Here is a 19,471-nt window from a genome sequence, read left to right as displayed (position 1 = left end):
CCGCCGTGGAACGAATCCGGCTCGTTGCGCTCAGCGGCAGATCATGCGGCCCCAGCGGTCGCGCCGGCAGGTGCGGCAACGCATGCGGCCCCAGCGATCGCGCCAGCAGCGGCGGTGCCAGGCGACGTTGCTGGCGAGGTTCTGGCCGAGGACGAGGCCCTGCTGCGGCATGAGCGGGCTCGCCTCGGCGGCGGTCGGAATGGCCGCATAGGTGAGGCCCGCCACGGCCATGGCAATCAATGCACGTTTCATCCGGCTCCTCCCGAACTGCGCCGATCGTCGCGACGCCCGGCGAGTTGGGGCGGCAAATCGGGCATTCTCATGGTCCTGCCTCCCCCTGCGGCTCTCCGTCCTTTTCCGACGGACGAGGGTCGCCCATGCCGAGCCGCTCGATCATGTCGGCGCTCGTGATCTCCATGGCCGGCGCCCTGCGCATTTCGACGAGGCCGCGCACCCGGATGCGGCGCCCCTTCAAATCGGCGGAGAGGCCGGCCCGCTTCATCTCCTCCCAGTTCCGGCGCGGAATCGACACCGCGAAATCGCGCCGGAAGTCGGGGCCGAAATTCAGATAGGTCCGCCGGGCGCGCTCGCCCACGCTCGACACGACGCCCTCGACGACGGCGAAGCTTCCCGCACGGTCCGCGATCGCCGCCGCATCGCCGGCCGGGAGGAGGATCCCGGCCCAGACGCCCTCCCTCTTCCCGCGCGCCTGTACTTCCTCGGCAAGGAGGGCCGGCCGGCAGAGGGATGGGGCCTCGCCCGTATCGACGAGGGCAAGGCCCTCGCGCAGCAGGAGAATCGCGAGATCCGTGCCGTCCTGCGCGAGCAGGACGCGCGCCGCCCGGCGTCCCCAGCGGTCGGGGGCGCCCGCGGCGCCGACCGCGATCGCCTCCCCCTCGAAGGCGGCGAGGATCGCGGCCGCATCCTCCCCGAGCCGGAGATCGGCGAGCCGGAGCAGGCTGCCCGAGGCGGTCGCGAGATCGCCCAGCGGCGTGACCCGCAGCAGGCGATCCTCCCACGCTTCTCCCTCGCAGCGCCCCGCCCTGCCCTGCGCCAGGGCGGGAAGGGCCGCAAGAAGGAGAGCGAGGACGATGCCTGCCCGCATGGCGGAGAGAAATCCGATGGGATAAGCCCCGGCCGGGGAGCCCGGAGCCCGCGCGTGAACATCCTGTCGATCCAGAGCCACGTCGTCTACGGCCATGTGGGCAACGATTCGGCGGCCTTTCCGCTCCAGCGGCTCGGGCACGAGGTCTGGCCGATCCATACGGTGCAGTTCTCGAACCATACGGGCTACGGCGCCTGGACAGGCCGCGTCCTCGACGGGCAGGCGATCGAGGAACTGGTGGAGGGAATCGCGGCGCGGGGCGTCCTGCCGCGCTGCGACGGGATCCTGTCAGGCTATATGGGCTCGGCCGGGATCGGCGAGGCGATCCTCTCCGCCGCCGCGCGGGTGCGCGCCGCCAACCCGAGGGCGGTCTGGTGCTGCGACCCGGTCATCGGCGATGTCGGGCGAGGCGTCTTCGTGCGGCCGGGCATCCCGGACTTCCTGCGCGAGCGCGCGGTGCCGGCCGCGGACATCGTCACGCCCAACCAGTTCGAGCTGTCCCATCTCACGGGCCGCGAGATCGCCTCGTTCGCCGATGCCAAGGCCGCCATGGCCGCGCTCCGCGGCCTCGGCCCCGAGGTCGTGCTGGCGACCTCGCTCCTGACCGAGGAGACGCCCGAGGGCAGCGTCGACCTCGCCGCGGCGGATGCGGAGGGCATCTGGCGCCTGCGCACGCCGCGCCTCGATCTCGACGTGAACGGGGCGGGAGACGCCATTGCCGCGCTCTTCCTCGTCCACCGGCTCGAATCGCGCTCGACCCGCGCGGCGCTCGAGCGCGCGACCTCCTCGATCTATGGCCTCCTGCGCCGCACGCGCGAGGCCGGCTCGCGCGAAATCCTGACCGTCGCGGCCCAGGACGAGTTCGTCGCGCCGAGCCGGACCTTCACGGCCGAGCCGGCATAAGGGGACGCCTCCTCGTCAGCCCAGGCGCTTCTCGAACCACAGATGCGCATAGGGATTGTCGTTATAGCGAGGGATCTCCCGGTAGCCCTCGCGCCGATAGAAGGCTTGGGCCTCCACCAGGGCCCGGTTGGTGTCCAGCCGGATCACCCGCAGGCCGGCCCCCGCCGCGAGGCGCTCCAGCTCGCAGAGGACGCGCCTGGCGATGCCGAGTCCCCTCGCGCGGGGAGATGTCCACATCCGCTTGAACTCGGCCGTCTCGCGGTCGAGGCGAGTGAAGCCGCCGCAGCCGACCGGCTCGCCGTCGAGACGGGCGACGATGAAGGCGCCCAAGGGCGGGCGCATACCCTCATCCTGCGCGGTCTTGCCAGCAGCCGGGTCGAAACCCTCTTCGAAGCGGCGCGCAAGCTCCTCGAAATAGGCCGTGCGGCAGGCCCGCGCGTCGCGGCTGCCCGGCGGCTCGATCCGCAATTCGACATCGCCCGCGCGGAGCAGCCGCTCGACCACCGCCATGGCTTCGACGAGCCGCGCCTGATCCTCCTCGCGCAGGGAAGCGAGCATCGAGCGGGCGAGATCGTCCGAGAGACGGTCATAGGCCGCCTGCTCCTCGCGCCCCCGCGGCGTCGGCGCCACATGGCGGCGGCGGCGATCCGCCCCGTCCTCGCGCAGCTCGGCGAGGCCCTGGCGCTCGAGAGACCTCAGGAGGCGGCTGAGATAGCCCGGATCGAGCCCCGTGCGGGCGCGGAGCTGGGCGAGGTCGAGCCCCTCCTCGCCCAGCTCGAACAGGATGCGGGCCTCCCCCAGCGGCCGCCCTCGGGAGAGATAGCTGTCCGACAGAGCGCCGATCCGCCGGGAGACGGCGCGGTTGAAGCGGCGAACCTGCTCGACACTCATTGCCTGACTCAAGTCAAATATATGATGTCGTAACCCATGCGCGAGCCGCTTGAAAGGCGCCGCCGGCCGATTGTACTGTCATGGCGCGCACTCGTTGCGGGCATTTGCCATGGCTTCTGAAATCCCGTGCACCTGCACGACTCTCCGCCGCCTCGCGCGCCTGGCGACCCTCGCCTATGACGAGACCTTGAAGCCGACCGGATTGCGGGTGACGCAGCTCGCCATCCTGCGCACGCTGCGCCAGCTCGGGCCGCTGAGCGTGACACGCCTCGCCGCCGAGGCAGGCCTCGACCGCTCGACCATGGGCCGCAACCTCGACCCGCTCGAGCGGATGGGCCTCGTGCGAATCGAGATCGGCAAGAGCGACCAGCGCGAGCGCCTGGCCCAGCTCACCCCGGACGGGGACGAGGCCGTCGCCGCGGCGCTGCCCTATTGGGACGCGGCCCAATCGGAAATCGCCCGCCGCATCTCGCCCTCGACCATCGCCCTGCTCACGCGCCAGCTCCAGGCCTGAGGCGCCCGCGGGCGCCCTCTCCACCGTCCTCCGCAAGGAGGAGGCCCGCACGCGCCCCGAACGCAGCCGCCCCGCCGCGGGCATTCCTTCCGCCCGCCAACCGCATTAAGCGGGACGCCGAACCACCGGAATCCCCATGCATCGCCGCTACGCCATCCTCGACGTCTTCACCGACGAGGCCCTCACGGGCAATCCGCTCGCCGTGGTGCTCGAGGCCGAGGGCCTGGACGAGGCGCGGATGCAGGCGATCGCCCGCGAGTTCAACCTCTCCGAGACGGTCTTCGTGCTGCCTTCCCGCGAGCCGCGGCACCGGGCGCGCCTGCGCATCTTCACGCCGGCGCGCGAGCTTCCCTTCGCCGGCCATCCGACGATCGGCACCGCAATCCTGCTGGCCCTCGAATCGGGCAGCGCCGCCGACGCCCTCGCCTTCGGCCTCGAGGAGGAGATCGGCATCGTGCCCTGCGTGGTGGAGATCCGGGGCGAACGGGCGGGCCATGCCCGCTTCCGGCTGCCGAAGCTTCCCACCTTCGACGGCGATGCGCCGGACGAGATCGCCACCGCCTGGGCGCTCGGCCTCGCCCCGTCCGAGATCGGCTTCGCCCGCCACGTGACGAGCCGCCATTCGGCCGGAGTCCCGTTCTGCTTCGTTCCCCTCGCCTCGCGCGAGGCGGTGACGCGGGCGAGCCCGCGCCACGAGGCGTTCGAGAAAGCCTTCGGCGGAAACGGACGCCGCGCCGCCGCCTTCGTCTATACGCGCGAGACCGTGGGAGAGGGCCGGCATTTCCACGCCCGCATGTTCGGCCAGGGGCTCGGCATCGGCGAGGATCCGGCCACGGGCTCGGCGGTCGCGGCCTTTGCCGGCGCCCTGATGCAATGCGAGCCGCTCGGAGACGGCGAGCATGCCTTCGTGATCGAGCAGGGTTTCGAGATGGGGCGCCCGAGCCTGATCGAGCTGAGCATGACGCTGCGCCACGGCGCCCTCGTCGCGGCGGAGATCGGAGGCACGGCGCTCGTCGTGGCCGAAGGCCGGCTCACGCTGTGAGCGCCATCCGCCGCGTCGCGGAGGTGGCCGCCCGCCTCGATCCGCATCGCTGGGCGTGGGCGGAGGAGAACGCGGCGGCCGTCGCCGCCCGCTGGGCCCGCCGCAAGGCCGAGCGGCCGGCCATTTTCGACGGCCGCGTGCTGATGCTCGCCGGGATGGAAGCCGCGGGGGATCGCTGCGAGGCCCGCTTCTTCGAGACCGGCTACGCCGCCATGACCGCCTGGCTCGATTCCGGCTGTCCGGGCGGTCCCGTGCGGAACGGCTTCGCCATGGGCGCGCTTTGCGGCGCCGACGGCCGCTTCATCCTCGGCCGCATGGGCGCGCACACGGCCAATGCCGGCCAGCTCTATTTTCCCGCCGGCACCCCGGACCTCGCCGATGTCGCGCCCTGCGGCGCGGTCGATCTCGCGGGCAGTCTCCTGCGCGAGATCACGGAGGAAACCGGTCTCGGCGCGTCCGACTGGACGGTCGCGCCGCGCTGGACGATCGTCGAGGAGGAGGGCCGTGTGGCCTTCATGCGCCTCGTGCGCCTCCCCTGGCCGGCGGAGGTCGCCTGCGGGCGCATCCGGCGCTTTCTCGCCGCGCAGGCGCAGCCCGAGCTGGCGGATGTCGAGATCGTCTCCTCGCCGGCCGATCTCGACCCGGCGAGGATGCCCGCTTTCCTGACGACCTTTCTTACGGCCGCCTGGGCCGGTCAGATCGAATAGCCGTAATTGCGCTTGGTCGCGATCAGGATCGAGCGCGCCTGGACCTCGCGGCCTGCCGCACAGGCATCGGCGGCCTGGCGCGTATCGGCGCTGGCGCGGCCATAGACGTCCCGCGCCATCCGGCCCGATTCGACATCCTGCCGGAGCTGATCCTGGAACTCGGCGATCAGCGGCCCGCAGGGCGGGCCCGCCTGCGGAGGGGCCGCCTGCTGGGTGGATGCGCAGCCGGCAAGGGGGGACAATACGAGACAGAACAGCGGAACGGCGGCCCGTTTCATCGGAAGGCGCTCTATTGTGGGAAGATGCGGCTTCTCTCGCCGCAATCGTCCCGAAGGTCAATCTTCGATTGCGCTCCTCAGGGCGAGCCTCACCCGATCGCGCCCCGCGCCAGAGACGCTCCTGGATCGCGGCCGCGCCCTATCCGCCGCTGCCGGCCAGCGCGGCGATGGTCAGCGTGTCGCGATTGAACCCGTTCCGCTCGGCGGCGGCCATCATGGCCACGAACATCGAGCGGCGAATCTCCGGCGCCGGCAGCCGCGAAGCATCCCACAAGCACATGATCGACAGGGCCTCGCGATAGGCGGTCGCCGCGACGACCGCATCCGCCGTGTCGAGATGTCCCAAAGTCCCCGCGACCGTGTCGAGCTGCATCCCATTCCCCACCTGGACCTTGTTCGACGGTCCGTTGGGAGGAAAATCGCCTGATTTGCGAGGAGAGGCAAGGGTTTTGCTTGGCCTTTCTGCGCAAAAAACAGGACCTGGGCGTCCGATCCGCGTCCGGAATGGGCGGCAAATCAATATCCCAGCGCGCAGCCGTCCTTGCGGGGATCGGAGCCGCCCTGGAGCGTTCCCTTCTCCCAGTCGATCATGATCGCCTGCCCTCCCCCGATGGCCGAGACGGGCTCGGCCACGCCGAAGCCGCGGCGCTCGAATTCCGGGCCGATCGTGTCGCGCAGGCGCTTCTCCATCTCGACCCTGTCCGTTCCGGGCAGGGGGAAGAGGCGCGGCAGGTCGATGGCGCTCTGCACGTCGAGGCCGTAATCGAAGACCTTGGACAGGAAATGGGCATGGCCCATGGCCTGGTAATGGCCTCCCATCACGCCGAAGGGCATGATCGCGCGGTCGCCCTTCGTCACCATGCCCGGAATGATGGTGTGGAGGGGGCGCTTGCCCGGCCCGATCGCGTTGGGATGATTCGGATCGAGCACAAAGCTCTCGCCGCGCGCGTGGAACAGCACGCCCGTCTTGCGGCTCATGATGCCCGCGCCGAAATTGTGGAAGATCGAGTTGATGAAGGAGACCGCGTTCCGGTCCTTGTCGACGACGCTGATATAGACCGTGTCGCGATGGGCGCCGGGGGAGAGCGCCGGCAGGGGCTTGATGACCCGCGACGTGTCGATCCGGGCGGCGAGGTCGTCCGCCAGCTCATCCGAGAGCAGCCACTCGACCGGCACTTCGGCCTGGGCGGGATCGGCGAGGAAGGCGTTGCGGATGCCGTAGGCGAGGCGCGTCGCCTCGACCTCGACATGCAGGCGATCGACCGAGAGCGGGTCGCCCCGGCCGGGGAAGCGCGAGAGGATGTTCAGGATCAGGAGCGCGATGACGCCCTGGCCGTTGGGGGGACATTCCCACACCTCGTGGCCGCGGAAGGTGGTGCGGATCGGCTCGACGAACTCGCCGCGCGCCGCCGCGAAATCCTCGAGCGTATGGAGGCCGCCGAGCGTCCGCAGGCTCGCCACCATGTCCTCCGCGATGCGGCCCTCGTAGAAGGCGCGGGCGCCGCCCTCGGCGATGGCCTCCAGCGTATCGGCCAGCTCGGGCTGGCGGTGGACGTCGCCGATCCGCGGCGGTTCTCCGCCCGGCAGGAAGACGGCCGCGGCGGCGGGATTGCGCGCGAGGAGATCGCGCTGGGCGATCCAGTCCCGCAGCGCCCGGGGGGCCACCGCATAGCCGTCCCGCGCATGGAGGATGGCGGGCCGGAGCACCTTGTCCAGGGCCATCGTGCCGTGGGCGGAGAGGAGCCGCTCCCACGCCTCGACCGCCCCCGGTACCGTCACGACGTGAGGCGTCTGGCGCTGGAGCGAGGAGATGCCGTTCTCGGCGAACCATGCAGGGGTCGCCGCCGCGGGGGCTCGCCCCGAGCCGTTATAGGCGAGGACCTGCGTGCCGCCCTTCGGCGCCATCAGGACGAAGCAATCGCCGCCGATTCCGGTCGAGCCCGGCTCGACCACGCATTGGACCGCGCAGGCCGCGACGGCCGCATCGAGCGCATTGCCGCCTTCCCGCAGGATATCGAGCGCCGCGAGCGTCGAAGCGGGATGGGACGTCGCCGCCATGCCGTGGCGCGCCACCGCCAGGGACCGCCCGCCATTCTCGAAATCCCGCATCGCTCAAGCTCCATCCCGGACGGCACCGCGATAGCGGAGATCGGGAAGCCCGGCCAGCAAGAACGGTGTGTGCGGCGGCAATCGCATAGAGGGGGCAACACCCCCCGCTTCTCCCCGCAAGCGGGGAGAGGGGCTCCCCGGCGGGCCGAACCGCCCATCCGGCCGCCTTGTTTTCGCCCTCGCCCCGCCTTTCAGACGCCGCTTTCCGGGAAGAACTTCCGTCCGAACGTCAACCGGCGCTTCGCGAGCCTGCCAGCCCCCCGGGCTCATCGCGCCGATCGGCGGGTTTGGGCCGCCTCTTCGGAGGCGGCCCTTTCTGTTTCAGGCGCCCAGTCCCAGCGCCAGGCGGACGCGGCGGTGATAGCCGTAGACGTCGCCGAAGGTCCGCAGCTCGCCGTACTCGTCGACCATCGTGGTGAAATAGGCGAGATGGATCGGCAGGGGCTCGCTCAGCATGATCGTGCGCTCACCGCGGCCGATCAGCCCCTTGAGGCGAGCCTCGCTCCAGGCCGGGCCGAGGATCTTGCCGCCCAGCGCGAAGGGATGTTCGAGCCGCACGCAGCCATGGCTCAGGGCCCGGCTGGAACCGCCGAACAGACCGCGATTGGGCGTGTCGTGCAGATAGACCGCATGGTCGTTCGGGAACATGAACTTGATGTAGCCGAGCGCGTTGCGCGGTCCCGGCGGCATCCGCACGCTGGTGACGCCGCGCCGCTGGGTCACTTGGTAGCCGCGCCGGGCTGCATAGCCCGGATCGCGCGCGAGGCCCGGCAGCACGTCCTTCCTCAAGATGGAGGGCGGAATGAACCAGGACGGGTTGACGATGGCATATTCCATCACATGCGAGAAGACGGGCGTCGGCGTCGAGGGCGAGCCGGTGATCACCCGCGCCTCGTGGATCATCCGCCCGTCCTCGATGAGACGGAGGCGGAATTCGGGGATGTTGACGAGGATGTAGCGCTCGCCGACCCGGGAGGGGAGCCAGCGCCACCGCTCCATATTGGCGATGAGGTCGCCCTCCAGGCGCGGCGACCAGCGGGACGAGACCCGCGCTTCGCCGGACGAGGCGAGGCGCGTGCCCGCTCGTCCGCGCCGCGCCTCGCCCTGGGGGCGGGCCGCGCGCAGCTCGGCCAGCTTCTCGCGCAAGGCCGCGTAGCCGGGATAGCCGGGATTGAAGCCCCCGAGCGCCGCGCCCGCATCCTCGCTCGCGGCGAGCGTCGCCAGGACGCGCTCCACCCCCGGCAGGTCGAGCCTGGGCGTGACGAGGCCGCCGATGCGGCGCGGATCGATCCGCCCGCCCCGCGCGTCGCGCGCATAAAGATAGGCCGCCGCGCTGAGCTTCAGCTCGGCCTCGGCCAGATCCTCCGCGCCGGGCTCGCCCGCGGCGAGGCGGGGGACCGGATAATCGCCCGGATCGAGCCCGTCCTCGTCGGCGCGGCCGAGCCGGTCGATCAGCGATTCGGCGGCCTTGTTCCAGGCCCCGTCCTCGATCCAGAGCGCGCGGTGCCGCTCGGCCGCATAGGCCGCGGAGAGGCCCTCGCGCTCGTTCGCGCCGAATTTCGGCGGCAGCGGCAAGGCCGGGTCGGCAACGCGCCGCTGGATCGCGGCGGCCAGACGATCCCCCGCCGATTCCGCACGGGGCTCGGAGACCGCCTCGGCCGTCTTCGCCGGCGCCGCGGCGGGGGCCTCCGGCGGCGGCACCTCGACCACCACCTGGGGCGGCTCGGGCAGGTCGAGCCTGTCGGGCAGGCTCCCGGCCGTCTCTCGGCCGAGGCGGATCGTCTCCCGCACGGGCGGATCGATCACGAGCGGCGCAGGAGGATCGACGTCGATCGCCACGGCCGGCGAAGGCTGGTCCCCGGCGGCCATGGCCGGCAGCGCGAGCAGCAACGCCCCGGCCATCCACGCGCCCGACCATCGCATGCCCTTGAGGCGCGCGCCCATCTCAAACCCCATTCGATTCCTGTGCGGAATTTCCGATGCCGCCGAAGAACCCGCAATCACCCTCTTGCAACAGTGCGGGCATTTCGTCGGGCCTCATGAATAGAGGCCCGAAGACGTGCGAGTTGAATCCGGCGCCGGCAAGGAACCGGGCCCGGCACATTCGAAATGTTCCAGCGGATGACGGCCTCGCTCCCCGCGAGGCGGCCTTCAGGCGGCCTGCTCGGCCCCCTCCCCGTCTTCGAGGCCCAGTTCCTTGAGCTTGCGGTAGAGGGTCGAGCGCCCGATGCCGAGGCGGCGGGAGACCTCGGACATATGGCCCCGGTAATGGGAGAGCGCGAAGCGGATGATCTCCGCCTCCAGTTCCTCGAGCCGCTTCACCTCGCCCGATTCGGCGACGAGCGAGGTGGCGTTCGGATCGCGCACCTCCACCCGGAGGATCTCGCGGATCGGCTCGGCGGCGAAGGCGGCGGGCACGCTCGGCGCGGGAGGAATGCTCACCTCGAACCCCTCGACCTGCCCGGCGATCTGGGGAAACTCGGCGAGCGTCAGCTCGTCCCCGTCCGCCAGCACGACGGCGCGGAAGAGGGCGTTCTCGAGCTGGCGCACGTTGCCGGGCCAGGGATATCGCGTGAGCAGTCCCATCGCCTCGGGGGCGATGCCGGTCAGGCGCTTGCCCTCCTCGGCCGCGAAGCGCGCCATGAAGGAGCGCGCGAGATCGGGAATGTCCTGCCGGCGCGCGCGGAGCGGCGGCAGGGTGATCGGGAAGACGTTCAGGCGGTAATAGAGATCCTCGCGGAACCTACCCTCGCGCACCATGTCGAGGAGCGAGCGGTTGGTGGCCGAGATCAGCCGGATGTCCACGCGCACCGGGCGCTTGCCGCCGACGGGATCGACCTCGCCTTCCTGGAGGGCGCGCAGCAGCTTCACCTGGGCCGATTGCGGCAATTCGCCGATCTCGTCGAGGAAGAGGGTGCCGCCGGAGGCTTCCACGAACTTGCCGGCATGTTTCTCGGTCGCGCCGGTGAAGGCTCCCTTCTCGTGGCCGAAGAGGGTCGATTCGACGAGGTTCTCGGGGATGGCGCCGCAATTGACGGTGACGAAGGGCTTGCCGCGCCGCTCGCCCGAGCCCTGGATGGCACGGGCCAGCACCTCCTTGCCGACGCCGGATTCGCCTTCGATCAGGACCGGAATGGAGGATTTGGCCGCCCTCTCCGCGAGGCGGATGACGCGGGCCATGTCCGGGCTGCGCGAGGCGAGGTCGCGGAAGCCGAGCGCGGTGCCGGCGCGCCGGCGCAGCCGCCGCACCTCGTCCTCCAGCGTGCCGAGGCGGAGCGCGTTCTTGAGCGAGACCTGGAGCCTCTCGGCCCCGACCGGCTTGACCACGAAATCGACCGCGCCCGCGCGCATCGCGTTGACGACCGTCTCGATCGAGCCGTGCGAGGTCTGCACGACGGCGGGGATCTCCACGCCCGATTCCCGCATGGCGGCGAGCAGGCCGAACCCGTCGAGGCCGGGCATGACGAGGTCGAGCACGGCGCAGGCGATCGGATCGCCGGACTTCATGATCTCGAGCCCGCGCTCGCCGTCCTCGGCGAGCACGACCTCGTAGCCGAATCGGCGCACCATCGCCTCCAGGAGGCGACGCTGCACGGGATCGTCGTCGACGATGAGAATGGTTTGCGACATGCGATGCCGGTGGAGTGGATTGCCCCGGATCGTCGGCCACAAAGGGTAAACCTGGACTTAACCCGCGCGATTTCGGGCGTGGCCGGGCGCCCGCCCCCGTCCTCCCGAAGCCCCTATGGCCAGCGCACGGTGGGCGGGAGGCTCGAGAGGATGGAGGCGACGTTGCCGCCCGTCTTCAAGCCGAAGATCGTGCCGCGGTCGTAGAGAAGGTTGAACTCGGCGTAGCGGCCGCGGCGGACCTGCTGCTCGTGCCGATCCGCCTCCGTCCAGGGCGCCGCGAGATTGGCGCGCGCAATGCGCGGATAGACGTCCAGGAACGCCTCGCCGACGCGGCGGGTGAAGGCGAAATCCGCCTGCGGATCGCCCGACCAGAGATAATCGGAGAAGATCCCGCCGATGCCGCGCGGGCCGTTCCGGGGCTTGAGGTGGAAATATTCGTCGCACCACGCCTTGTAGCGGTCATAGGGGCGATCCGGGTGCCCGGCGCAGGCTTCGCGCATGGCGGCATGGAAGGCGAGGCTGTCGGCATCCTCCTGCGTCCGGCGCCGGTCGAGGACAGGCGTCAGGTCCGCTCCACCTCCGAACCAGGGCTTCGCCGTCACGACGAGGCGCGTGTTCATGTGGACGGTCGGAACATGCGGGTTCCAGGGATGGGCGATCAGGGAAATCCCCGCTGCCCAGAAGCCGGGATGCTCCTCGGTGCCGGGGATCTGCGCCCGGAACTCGGGCGCGAACTCGCCATGCACCGTCGAGACATGCACCCCGGCCTTCTCGAAGACGCGGCCCTTGAGGATGCCCATCACCCCCCCGCCCCCCGGCGCGCCCGTATGGTCGGTGCGCTCCCAGGGCGTGCGCGTGAAGCGGCCGGGCTCCCGCGCTTCCGGCGCGAAGGGGCCGGCGGCCTCCTCCTCCAGGCGCTCGAAGGCCGCGAAAATGCGCTCCTGGAGTTGCGCGAACCAGGGCTGCGCCTCCTGCCGAAGGCGCGCGACGGCCGCCGCATCGGCCTTCTCCGAGAACGGGCCGGCGAGGGGATGGCGGCTCACGCGGCGGCCCTCGGGCGGACGCTGAAGGATTCGCGCACGGCCTGGGCCAGCTCCGCCGCAATGGGGGTCGGCCCCGTGGCGGGGAGATGCAGGGCGATGGGGGAATTGGGCAGGTGCGGCAATCCCGCCTCCGGTCCGAGCAGCGCGACATCCGAGGGAAGGACGCTCGCGAGCGTCGCGGCGACGGCGATATCCGTGCGGATGGCCGGGCTCGCCGCGTCGATATGCGTCGTCTCCGTCACCACGCGGAAGGGAATGTCGGCCGCCCGCAGGGCCTCGAAGATGAAGGGGCGGAAGGCGCAGCTCTCCGAGGTCGCCACCGGAAGCGGACGGCGGCGATGGGCGTCGCCGCCCCTGGCTCCCGCCCAGACGAGCCGGTCCGTCATCAGGAACTCCGCCCCCGGCGCGAGGCAGGACGCCTCGACGATCGCGAGATCGACCTCGCCCGCGCTCGCCGCCGCGGCGAGATCGGCCGAGTTGCGGCAGACGAGCGTGACCTCGACCTGCGGATGCGACTGCCGGAAGCGCCGGAAGACGGACGGCAGATAGGCTCCCACGAGATCGTAGGGCACCCCGAGCTTCACCTCGCCCGTGAAGGGGCTGCGCGTCATCTCGCCCCAGATCTCGTCGTTGAGGGCGAGGAGGCGCCGCGCGCGCCCGAACAGCCGCTCGCCGGCATCGGTCAGGGTCAGTCCGCCCCGGCCCCGGTTGAACAATTCGCAGCCGAAAGCATCCTCCAGCCGCTTGATCTGCTGGCTCACGGCGGCCTGGGTGAGCCGGAGCACGTTGCCCGCGCTCGTCATGCCGCCCGTCTCCGCGACGGCGACGAAAGCCCGGATCAGGGCCGTGTCCAGGTTACGCATGCTGATCACACCTCGTGATGCTATGCATCATATAAATTCGTTTCCCTTATTCAAGACCCGAACCTACCTCTCGGCGGACATGGTTCCACCCGTGGAGGCCCGGATGTCCCATCCCGCAAGCGCCATCCCTCTCCTCACGCGCTCCGCGCGACGGATGACGGCCCGCCCGCACGGGAACCGCATCGCCGACGCCCTGCGCGCCTTCCTCGCCGCGGCCGGGCGGCAGCTCAGGCTCCGGCGCGAGAGGCGCCTGCTCGAGACGCTCGACGACCGCGCTCTCGCCGATCTCGGGCTGAGCCGCGGCAGCCTCGACGGCGCCGTGCGCTTCGGCCGCGGGGAGCGCCTCGCCTCCTCGCCGGAAGCGGAACGGTCCGTCCGGCAGATCGGCCCCCCCTTCTGAGCAGGGGGCCGATCCCCTTATGACCAGCCGCCCAGCTCGCGCTCGACGACGTGGCGAATTACGGCCATGCCCTCGGGCCCGTCATTGAGGCAGGTCAAATAGGCGAAGCTCTCGCCGCCGTTCTGCTCGAAGTAATGGCGGTTCTCGCCGTCCAGCTCCTCCAGCGTCTCGAGGCAGTCGGCGGTGAAGCCCGGAGCGACAATGGCGAGCTTCTTCACGCCCGCCTTGGCGAGGGTGGTCACGGTCTCGTCCGTATAGGGCTTGATCCATTCCTCCTTGCCGAAGCGGGACTGGAAGGTCAGGCGGAAGCGCTCGGCCGGCCAGCCGAAAGCCTCCCGCAGGAGGCGGTGGGTCTCCACGCACTGGCGGTAATAGGGATCGCCCTTCTCCACGTAGGAGCAGGGCACGCCGTGGAAGGAGACGAGGATCACCTCGGGCTCGAAGGCGAGCCGGGCGAGCGAGGCGCGCATGCTGGCCTCGACCGCCCGGATATAGACCGGGTCGTCGTGCCAGGGCGGGGCGATGCGGATGGTCGGCTGCCGGCGCATCTTCGCGAGCGCGGCGAAGACCTGGTCGCAGGCCGTGGCGACGGTCGCGGCGGCATATTGCGGATAGAGCGGCACGGCGAGGATGCGGTCGCAGCCCTGGTCCAGCAGCGCCTGGATGCGCTCGGCCGTCCGCGGCAGGCCGTAGCGCATCGACCAGTCGACGACGATCCGCTCGTCCGCGAGCGCCCGGCCGAGCAGCTCGGCCTGGGAGCGCGTGATGGTCTTGAGGGGGCTCTCGTCGCGCGCCTTGTTCCAGATGGAGGCGTAGTCCTTCCCCTTGGGTCCCGGACGCTTGGTCAGGATGACGAGGTTGAGGATCGGCCACCAGATCAGCCGGGGCGTCTCGATGACCCGCCGGTCCGACAGGAACTCCTTCAGGTAGCGCCGCATCGACCAGTAATCGGTCGCCTCCGGCGTGCCGAGATTCATCAGCAGCACCCCGATGCGGCCGGACGGAGCCTCGCCCGAGGGCGCGGCGGACGGGGAAGCGGCGGCTGGAGAGGTGGTCATGAAGGCTCCTTAGGCCATTCGCGCCCGCAAGCCGAGGCGCGGGGGCGCCGCAGGATCGACGCCCCCCCGGCACCGCGCTACGAGGGACCATGCGCACCTCCGACAGCGACCTCATCCTGGTGCCCGGCCTCGGCGGGCCCGACCCGGAGCATTGGCAATCGCGCTGGGGCGGGCGGCTGGCGACGGCGCGCCATGTCCGCCAGCGCGACTGGCACGCCCCCGATCCGGCGGAATGGACAAGCGAGATCGCCGCCGCGGTCGCCGCCGCAACGCGTCCGGCCGTCATCCTGGCCCATGGCCTCGGCACCGTCGCCACGGTGCTCGCCACCCCCTCCTTCCCTGCCGGCATCGTGCGCGGCGCCTTCCTCGTCGCGCCGGTCGATGTCGAGAGGCCGGACATGGAAGGTCCGCTCGGCGCCTTCTCGCCCCTGCCCCGGGGTCCCCTGCCCTTCCCCTCGCTGCTCGTCGCAAGCCGAAGCGATCCGCGCTGCGACTTCGCGCGTGCCGGAGAGCTTGCCGGGGCCTGGGGCTCGGTGCTCGTCGATGCGGGAGAAGCGGGCTCTCTCGACGGGGAGAGTGGCCACGGCCCGTGGCCGGAGGGGCTGATGCGCCTCGCGGGCTTCCTCAAGGGGCTTTAGACCAGGGAGGGGGCGCGGCGATTTCGCCCCCGGGCGACGACGGAAACACTCCGTTCACCTGATTCGGCACATTCGGTTAACCATGCGTGCCATCCCCTGCCTCCTCCTGGCCCTCGCCGCCTTCGCCTTCCCGCCAGAGGCGCGGGCGGCGGCTTTGCGCGTCGACTACGCCATTACCCTCGCGGGCCTCTCCCTCGGCAATGCGGGCCTCGACGGCACCTTCGACGACCAGCGCTACGACATGAAGCTGACCGGCAGGCTGACCGGGATCGCCGGCGCCCTCTCCGGCAACAGCACGGGCGGGGCGGCGGCGCGGGGCGTCGTGACCTCCTCGCACGTCGTCTCGAACGGGTTCTCGGCGAATGCGCGCTCGGGCGCGCATCAGCGCACGGTCATGATGGGCGTCAACGGGGGCAACGTCACCAGCATCTCGATCGTCCCGCCCTTCGAGCGCAACTATCCCGTCGTGCCGCTCGGGGACGGCGACCGCCGCCACATCACCGATCCCCTGAGCGGCCTCGTCAGTGTCATGGAGAACGGCCGGATCGACGATCCAGCCAATTGCAGCCGCACCATCCCCGTCTTCGACGGCACGCAGCGCTTCGACATTCAGCTGAGCTATGGCGGCACGCGCCTCGTGCGCAAGCCCGGCTTCACCGGCAACGTCGTCGTCTGCCACATCCGCTACATGCCGGTCGCCGGCCACCGGACGGACCGCCCCTCGGTGCAGTTCATGCGCGACAACCGCGAGATGTCCGCCTGGCTCGCTCCCGTCGAGGGCACGCGGCTGCTCCTGCCGATCCGCATCTCGGTCCAGACCATGCTCGGCCTCAGCGTCGTCGAGGCGCAGCACTGGTCGGTCAGCGGCGCGAAATAGACGCTCGGCTTCGATCCCCTCCCCTTTCGCGGAAGGAGACCGAGGGTTCGGCATCCGTTCCGGCCCCGAAGGTGCCAAACCGGCCGGCGCGTCCTATATCGGGAAACCCGCCCTGCCCTTCGGCCTCCCCGCCGGACTCCCGCCGCCGATGCAAAGATCGCTTCCCGCCCATCTGCGCGCCCGCGGCGTGACCGCCGTGCTGGGGCCGACCAATACCGGCAAGACGCATCTGGCCATCGAGCGGCTCGTCGCCCATTCCTCGGGGATCATCGGCCTGCCGCTGCGGCTCCTCGCGCGCGAGGTCTACACCCGCGTCGTCGAGCGGATCGGCGCCGATCAGGTCGCGCTCGTCACCGGCGAAGAGAAGATCAAGCCCGACAAGGCCCGCTACTGGATCGCCACCGTCGAGGCGATGCCGCGCGACCTCGACGTCGCCTTCGTCGCGGTGGACGAGATCCAGCTCGCCGCCGATCTCGACCGCGGCCACGTCTTCACCGACCGGCTCCTGAACCACAGGGGCCGCGAGGAGACGCTGCTCATCGGCTCGCTCACCGTGAAGCCGCTGGTGGAGGCGCTGATCCCGGGCGTGCACGTCGTCACGCGCCCGCGCCTGTCCAATCTCTCCTTCGCGGGCGACCGGAAGATCTCGCGCCTGCCGCCGCGCTCGGCCATCGTCGCCTTCTCGGCCGAGGAGGTCTATGCGATCGCCGAGCTGATCCGGCGCCATCGCGGCGGCGCGGCCGTGGTGCTCGGCGCCCTCTCGCCGCGCACGCGCAACGCCCAGGTCGCCCTCTTCGAGGCCGGCGAGGTCGACTACCTCGTCGCGACCGACGCCATCGGAATGGGGCTCAATCTCGACGTCCACCACGTCGCCTTCGCCTCGCGCCAGAAATTCGACGGCTTCCAGTTCCGCGACCTCAACGCCGCCGAGATCGGGCAGATCGCGGGCCGCGCCGGACGCCACATGCGCGACGGCACCTTCGGCTCGACGGGACGCTGCGAGCCTTTCGAGCCCGAGCTGGTCGAGGCGGTCGAGAACCATCGCTTCGACCCGCTCCGCGTCCTGCAATGGCGCAACCGCGACCTCGACACCCGCACGCTGTCCGGCCTCCTCGCGACACTCGCCGAGGTGCCGGGGGAGCCCGGCCTGACCCGCGCCCTCGTCGCCGACGACGAGGCGGCGCTCGTCATCCTCGCCCGCGAGGAGGAGCCGCGGCGCCTCGCCGCGACCCCCGAGGCCGTGCGGCGCCTCTGGGAGGTCTGCGCGCTTCCCGACTACCGCCGCATCTCGCCCGCCGGCCATGCCGATCTGGTCGGCGGCATCTTCGCCTTCCTGATGCGCGAGGGGCGCGTGCCGGCCGACTGGTTCGCGCGCCATCTCGCCATGGTGGACCGCACGGACGGGGACATCGACACGCTCTCGCAGCGCCTCGCCCATGTGCGCACCTGGTCCTTCGTGGCCAACCGTCCCGACTGGCTCGCCGATCCCGAGCATTGGCAGGGCTTGACACGTCGGATAGAGGACAGCCTTTCCGACGCCCTGCACGAGCGGCTTGCGGCGCGCTTCGTCGACCGCCGCACCAGCGTCCTGATGCGGCGCCTGAGAGAGAAGGCCAGTATGGAAGCCGAGATCACCGCCTCGGGAGAGGTCACCGTGGAGGGCCAGCATGTCGGCCAGCTCCTCGGCTTCTCCTTCGTGCCCGACCCGGGGGCGGAAGGCACGGAGGCCAAGGCCGCCCTGCGCAACGCCGCCGCCCAGGCACTCGCCGGCGAGATCGAGGGCCGGGCCGAGCGCTTCGCCTCGGCCCCCGACACCTCGCTCGTGCTCTCGAACGACGGCACCATCCGCTGGACCGGCAATCCGGTCGCGAAGCTCGAGCCGGGCGACCATATCTATCGCCCGCATCTGCGCATCCTCGCCGACGAGCAACTCACCGGCCCCGCCCGCGAGAAGGTCGAGATTCGGCTGAAAGCCTGGATCGCGGCACATATCGTACGCCTCCTCGGGGCCGCGCAGGAGCTGGAGACCGCCGCCGACCTCACCGGCCTCGCCCGCGGCATCGCCTTCCGCCTCTCCGAATCGCTCGGCATCATCGAGCGCTCGAAGGTGGCGCACGACCTGAAGAGCCTCGACCAGCCCGGCCGCGCGGCGCTCCGCGCCAAGGGCGTGCGCTTCGGGGCCTATCACGTCTACATGCCGGCCCTGGTGAAGCCCGGCCCGCGCATCCTCGCGGCCCAGCTCTGGGCGCTCCGCCATGGCGGGCTCGACCAGCGCGGCATCGACGAAATCGCGCATCTGGCGGGGTCCGGCCGCACCTCCTTCCCCGTCGAGGCCGAGATCGCGCGGGGGCTCTATCTCGCGGCGGGCTTCCGCGCCTTTCCGACCCGCGCCGTCCGGGTCGACATCCTTGAGCGCCTCGCCGACCTGATCCGCCCCGCCATCGCCTACCGTCCCGGCACGACGCCCGGCGATCCGCCCCCAGGCGCCGCCGACGACGAGGGCTTCGTCCAGACCGGCGCCATGACCTCGCTGGTGGGCACCTCGGGCGAGGGCTTCGCGGAGATCCTGAAATCGCTCGGCTATGTCGCGGAGGCGCGGCAAGGCCCGGCCATCAGCGTGCCGCTCGTCCCGGCCCGGACGAAGCCGGCCCCCGCAGCCCCCGCCGAGACGGCCGAGCCTGCCGCCGCAGCCGAGGCGCATGAGGCCGTCGGCGAGGAGGGCGGCGAAGCGGCCCTGCCCGAGGAGACTGGCGGGACCGAGCTGGCCGAGGCCGCCGGGGAGCCGGCTCCCGCCGGGGATGCCGCCGAGGCGGGCCGCGAGACCCTGGCCGAGGCGGAGCCCGAAGCTCTTGCGGAAGAAAGCGAGCCGGCTGCCGAGGCGGCAGCCTTCCAGGAATTCCCCGAAGAGGAGTCGGTCCCTGAAGAGGAGCCGGCCGCCGAGGTGGAACCTGCTCCCGAGGAGCCGGAAGCCGCGCCGGATGCCGGCGAGGATGAGGATGCGGCTGCGCCCGTCTCCGCCGAGGCGGCACCCGAAGCCGACGCGCCTGCTGGCGAGACGGGGACCGAGGCCGCTGCGGAGCCCGTGGCCGCCGAGCCTGAGGCCGAGTCTCCGGCCGAACCCGCTCCGCTCCCGACCGTCGAGATCTGGCGGCTCCAGCGCTTCCGGCGCGAGCAGCATCCGCGCGGCCGTGACCATCGCCGCAACGACCGCCCGCGCGGGGACCGCAAGGGCCAGGAGGGGCAGGAGGGGCAGGGCCAGCCTGCCGGGGCGCCGGGCCAGGACGGCCCGCGGCGCGAAGGCGGCCGGCCGGGCTTCCGGCCGCAAGGCGGGCCGGGCCGGCCCGGCGGATCGGGCGGACCGGGCGGCGCCTTCGGCCGGGGTTCCGGGGGCAAGCGCCCGCCGGGCGGCGAGG

General features: G+C 71.3%; 19 protein-coding genes. 8 read left to right on the top strand and 11 right to left on the bottom strand.

Features of this window, described 5'->3' with window-relative positions; all coding sequences use genetic code 11:
• Positions 1-30: 30 nt before the first annotated feature.
• Complete coding sequence (locus PKD06_RS11365) at positions 31-252, bottom strand: glycosyl hydrolase family 5 (RefSeq protein WP_324380293.1); 222 nt, start codon at positions 250-252, stop codon at positions 31-33.
• A gap of 67 nt (positions 253-319) precedes the next feature.
• Positions 320-1,105 (bottom strand): DNA-binding protein, encoded by a 786-nt coding sequence (locus PKD06_RS11360; protein ID WP_324380292.1) that lies wholly within the window; start codon positions 1,103-1,105, stop codon positions 320-322.
• A 54-nt stretch (positions 1,106-1,159) separates the two neighbouring features.
• On the opposite strand from PKD06_RS11360, the gene pdxY reads away from it, so the two are divergent.
• Positions 1,160-2,008 carry a pyridoxal kinase PdxY gene (gene pdxY / locus PKD06_RS11355; protein ID WP_324380291.1) on the top strand — a complete coding sequence of 283 codons (849 nt, stop codon included), beginning with the start codon at positions 1,160-1,162 and terminating at the stop codon, positions 2,006-2,008.
• Positions 2,009-2,023: 15 nt separating this feature from the next.
• On the opposite strand, the gene PKD06_RS11350 is transcribed toward pdxY, so the two are convergent.
• Positions 2,024-2,899: a helix-turn-helix domain-containing GNAT family N-acetyltransferase gene (locus PKD06_RS11350; protein ID WP_324380290.1), complete on the bottom strand. Its 876-nt coding sequence runs from the start codon at positions 2,897-2,899 to the stop codon at positions 2,024-2,026.
• A gap of 109 nt (positions 2,900-3,008) precedes the next feature.
• Between PKD06_RS11350 and PKD06_RS11345 the strand changes: the two genes are divergently transcribed.
• The 3 genes from PKD06_RS11345 to PKD06_RS11335 all read left to right on the top strand — a co-directional run bounded on the left by PKD06_RS11345 (position 3,009) and on the right by PKD06_RS11335 (position 5,162).
• Positions 3,009-3,413: a MarR family transcriptional regulator gene (locus tag PKD06_RS11345; RefSeq protein ID WP_324380289.1), complete on the top strand. Its 405-nt coding sequence runs from the start codon at positions 3,009-3,011 to the stop codon at positions 3,411-3,413.
• A 136-nt stretch (positions 3,414-3,549) separates the two neighbouring features.
• Positions 3,550-4,455 (top strand): PhzF family phenazine biosynthesis protein, encoded by a 906-nt coding sequence (locus tag PKD06_RS11340; protein WP_324380288.1) that lies wholly within the window; start codon positions 3,550-3,552, stop codon positions 4,453-4,455.
• Positions 4,452-5,162 (top strand): NUDIX hydrolase, encoded by a 711-nt coding sequence (locus PKD06_RS11335; RefSeq protein ID WP_324380287.1) that lies wholly within the window; start codon positions 4,452-4,454, stop codon positions 5,160-5,162. Before PKD06_RS11340 ends, PKD06_RS11335 begins: the two co-directional genes overlap by 4 nt.
• Here PKD06_RS11335 and PKD06_RS11330 read toward each other — a convergent pair.
• The 7 genes from PKD06_RS11330 to PKD06_RS11300 form a co-directional block, all read right to left on the bottom strand.
• Positions 5,150-5,440: a hypothetical protein gene (locus PKD06_RS11330; protein ID WP_324380286.1), complete on the bottom strand. Its 291-nt coding sequence runs from the start codon at positions 5,438-5,440 to the stop codon at positions 5,150-5,152. The genes PKD06_RS11335 and PKD06_RS11330 overlap by 13 nt on opposite strands.
• 139 nt (positions 5,441-5,579) lie before the next feature.
• Positions 5,580-5,813 (bottom strand): hypothetical protein, encoded by a 234-nt coding sequence (locus PKD06_RS11325; protein ID WP_324380285.1) that lies wholly within the window; start codon positions 5,811-5,813, stop codon positions 5,580-5,582.
• 143 nt (positions 5,814-5,956) lie between these two features.
• Positions 5,957-7,549, bottom strand: coding sequence for a gamma-glutamyltransferase (ggt, locus tag PKD06_RS11320; protein WP_324380284.1), 1,593 nt, complete (start codon positions 7,547-7,549; stop codon positions 5,957-5,959).
• Between the two features lie 321 nt (positions 7,550-7,870).
• The gene (locus tag PKD06_RS11315; RefSeq protein WP_324380283.1) at positions 7,871-9,505 is read right to left on the bottom strand and encodes a L,D-transpeptidase family protein; all 1,635 of its coding nucleotides are present in this window, start codon (positions 9,503-9,505) and stop codon (positions 7,871-7,873) included.
• A gap of 195 nt (positions 9,506-9,700) precedes the next feature.
• On the bottom strand, positions 9,701-11,179 hold the full coding sequence (locus PKD06_RS11310) for a sigma-54 dependent transcriptional regulator (RefSeq protein ID WP_324380282.1): 1,479 nt from the start codon (positions 11,177-11,179) through the stop codon (positions 9,701-9,703).
• Positions 11,180-11,292: 113 nt separating this feature from the next.
• Complete coding sequence (gene hemF, locus PKD06_RS11305) at positions 11,293-12,222, bottom strand: oxygen-dependent coproporphyrinogen oxidase (RefSeq protein WP_324380281.1); 930 nt, start codon at positions 12,220-12,222, stop codon at positions 11,293-11,295.
• Complete coding sequence (locus tag PKD06_RS11300) at positions 12,219-13,085, bottom strand: LysR family transcriptional regulator (RefSeq protein ID WP_324380280.1); 867 nt, start codon at positions 13,083-13,085, stop codon at positions 12,219-12,221. The genes hemF and PKD06_RS11300 overlap by 4 nt, the downstream gene beginning before the upstream one ends.
• A 103-nt stretch (positions 13,086-13,188) precedes the next feature.
• On the opposite strand from PKD06_RS11300, the gene PKD06_RS11295 reads away from it, so the two are divergent.
• Complete coding sequence (locus tag PKD06_RS11295; protein ID WP_324380279.1) at positions 13,189-13,485, top strand: DUF1127 domain-containing protein; 297 nt, start codon at positions 13,189-13,191, stop codon at positions 13,483-13,485.
• 17 nt (positions 13,486-13,502) lie between these two features.
• Here the strand turns inward: PKD06_RS11295 and hemH are convergent, their stop codons facing one another.
• Positions 13,503-14,543 carry a ferrochelatase gene (gene hemH / locus PKD06_RS11290; RefSeq protein ID WP_324380278.1) on the bottom strand — a complete coding sequence of 347 codons (1,041 nt, stop codon included), beginning with the start codon at positions 14,541-14,543 and terminating at the stop codon, positions 13,503-13,505.
• A gap of 89 nt (positions 14,544-14,632) precedes the next feature.
• Between hemH and PKD06_RS11285 the strand changes: the two genes are divergently transcribed.
• The 3 genes from PKD06_RS11285 to PKD06_RS11275 form a co-directional block, all read left to right on the top strand.
• Entirely contained in the window at positions 14,633-15,181 is a 549-nt protein-coding gene (locus PKD06_RS11285; RefSeq protein ID WP_324380277.1) for an alpha/beta hydrolase, read from the top strand.
• 82 nt (positions 15,182-15,263) lie between these two features.
• Positions 15,264-16,058, top strand: coding sequence for a DUF3108 domain-containing protein (locus tag PKD06_RS11280; RefSeq protein ID WP_324380276.1), 795 nt, complete (start codon positions 15,264-15,266; stop codon positions 16,056-16,058).
• Positions 16,059-16,206: 148 nt separating this feature from the next.
• The coding region (locus tag PKD06_RS11275) for a helicase-related protein (RefSeq protein ID WP_324380275.1) at positions 16,207-19,471 on the top strand (3,265 nt) is incomplete at its 3' end.

The sequence above is a fragment of the Enterovirga sp. genome (assembly GCF_035325185.1).
In the GTDB taxonomy this organism is placed as follows: Bacteria; Pseudomonadota; Alphaproteobacteria; order Rhizobiales; family Beijerinckiaceae; genus Enterovirga.
The sequence above is the reverse complement of the archived record's forward strand: the minus strand, read 5'-3'. Positions and strand labels throughout refer to the sequence as shown.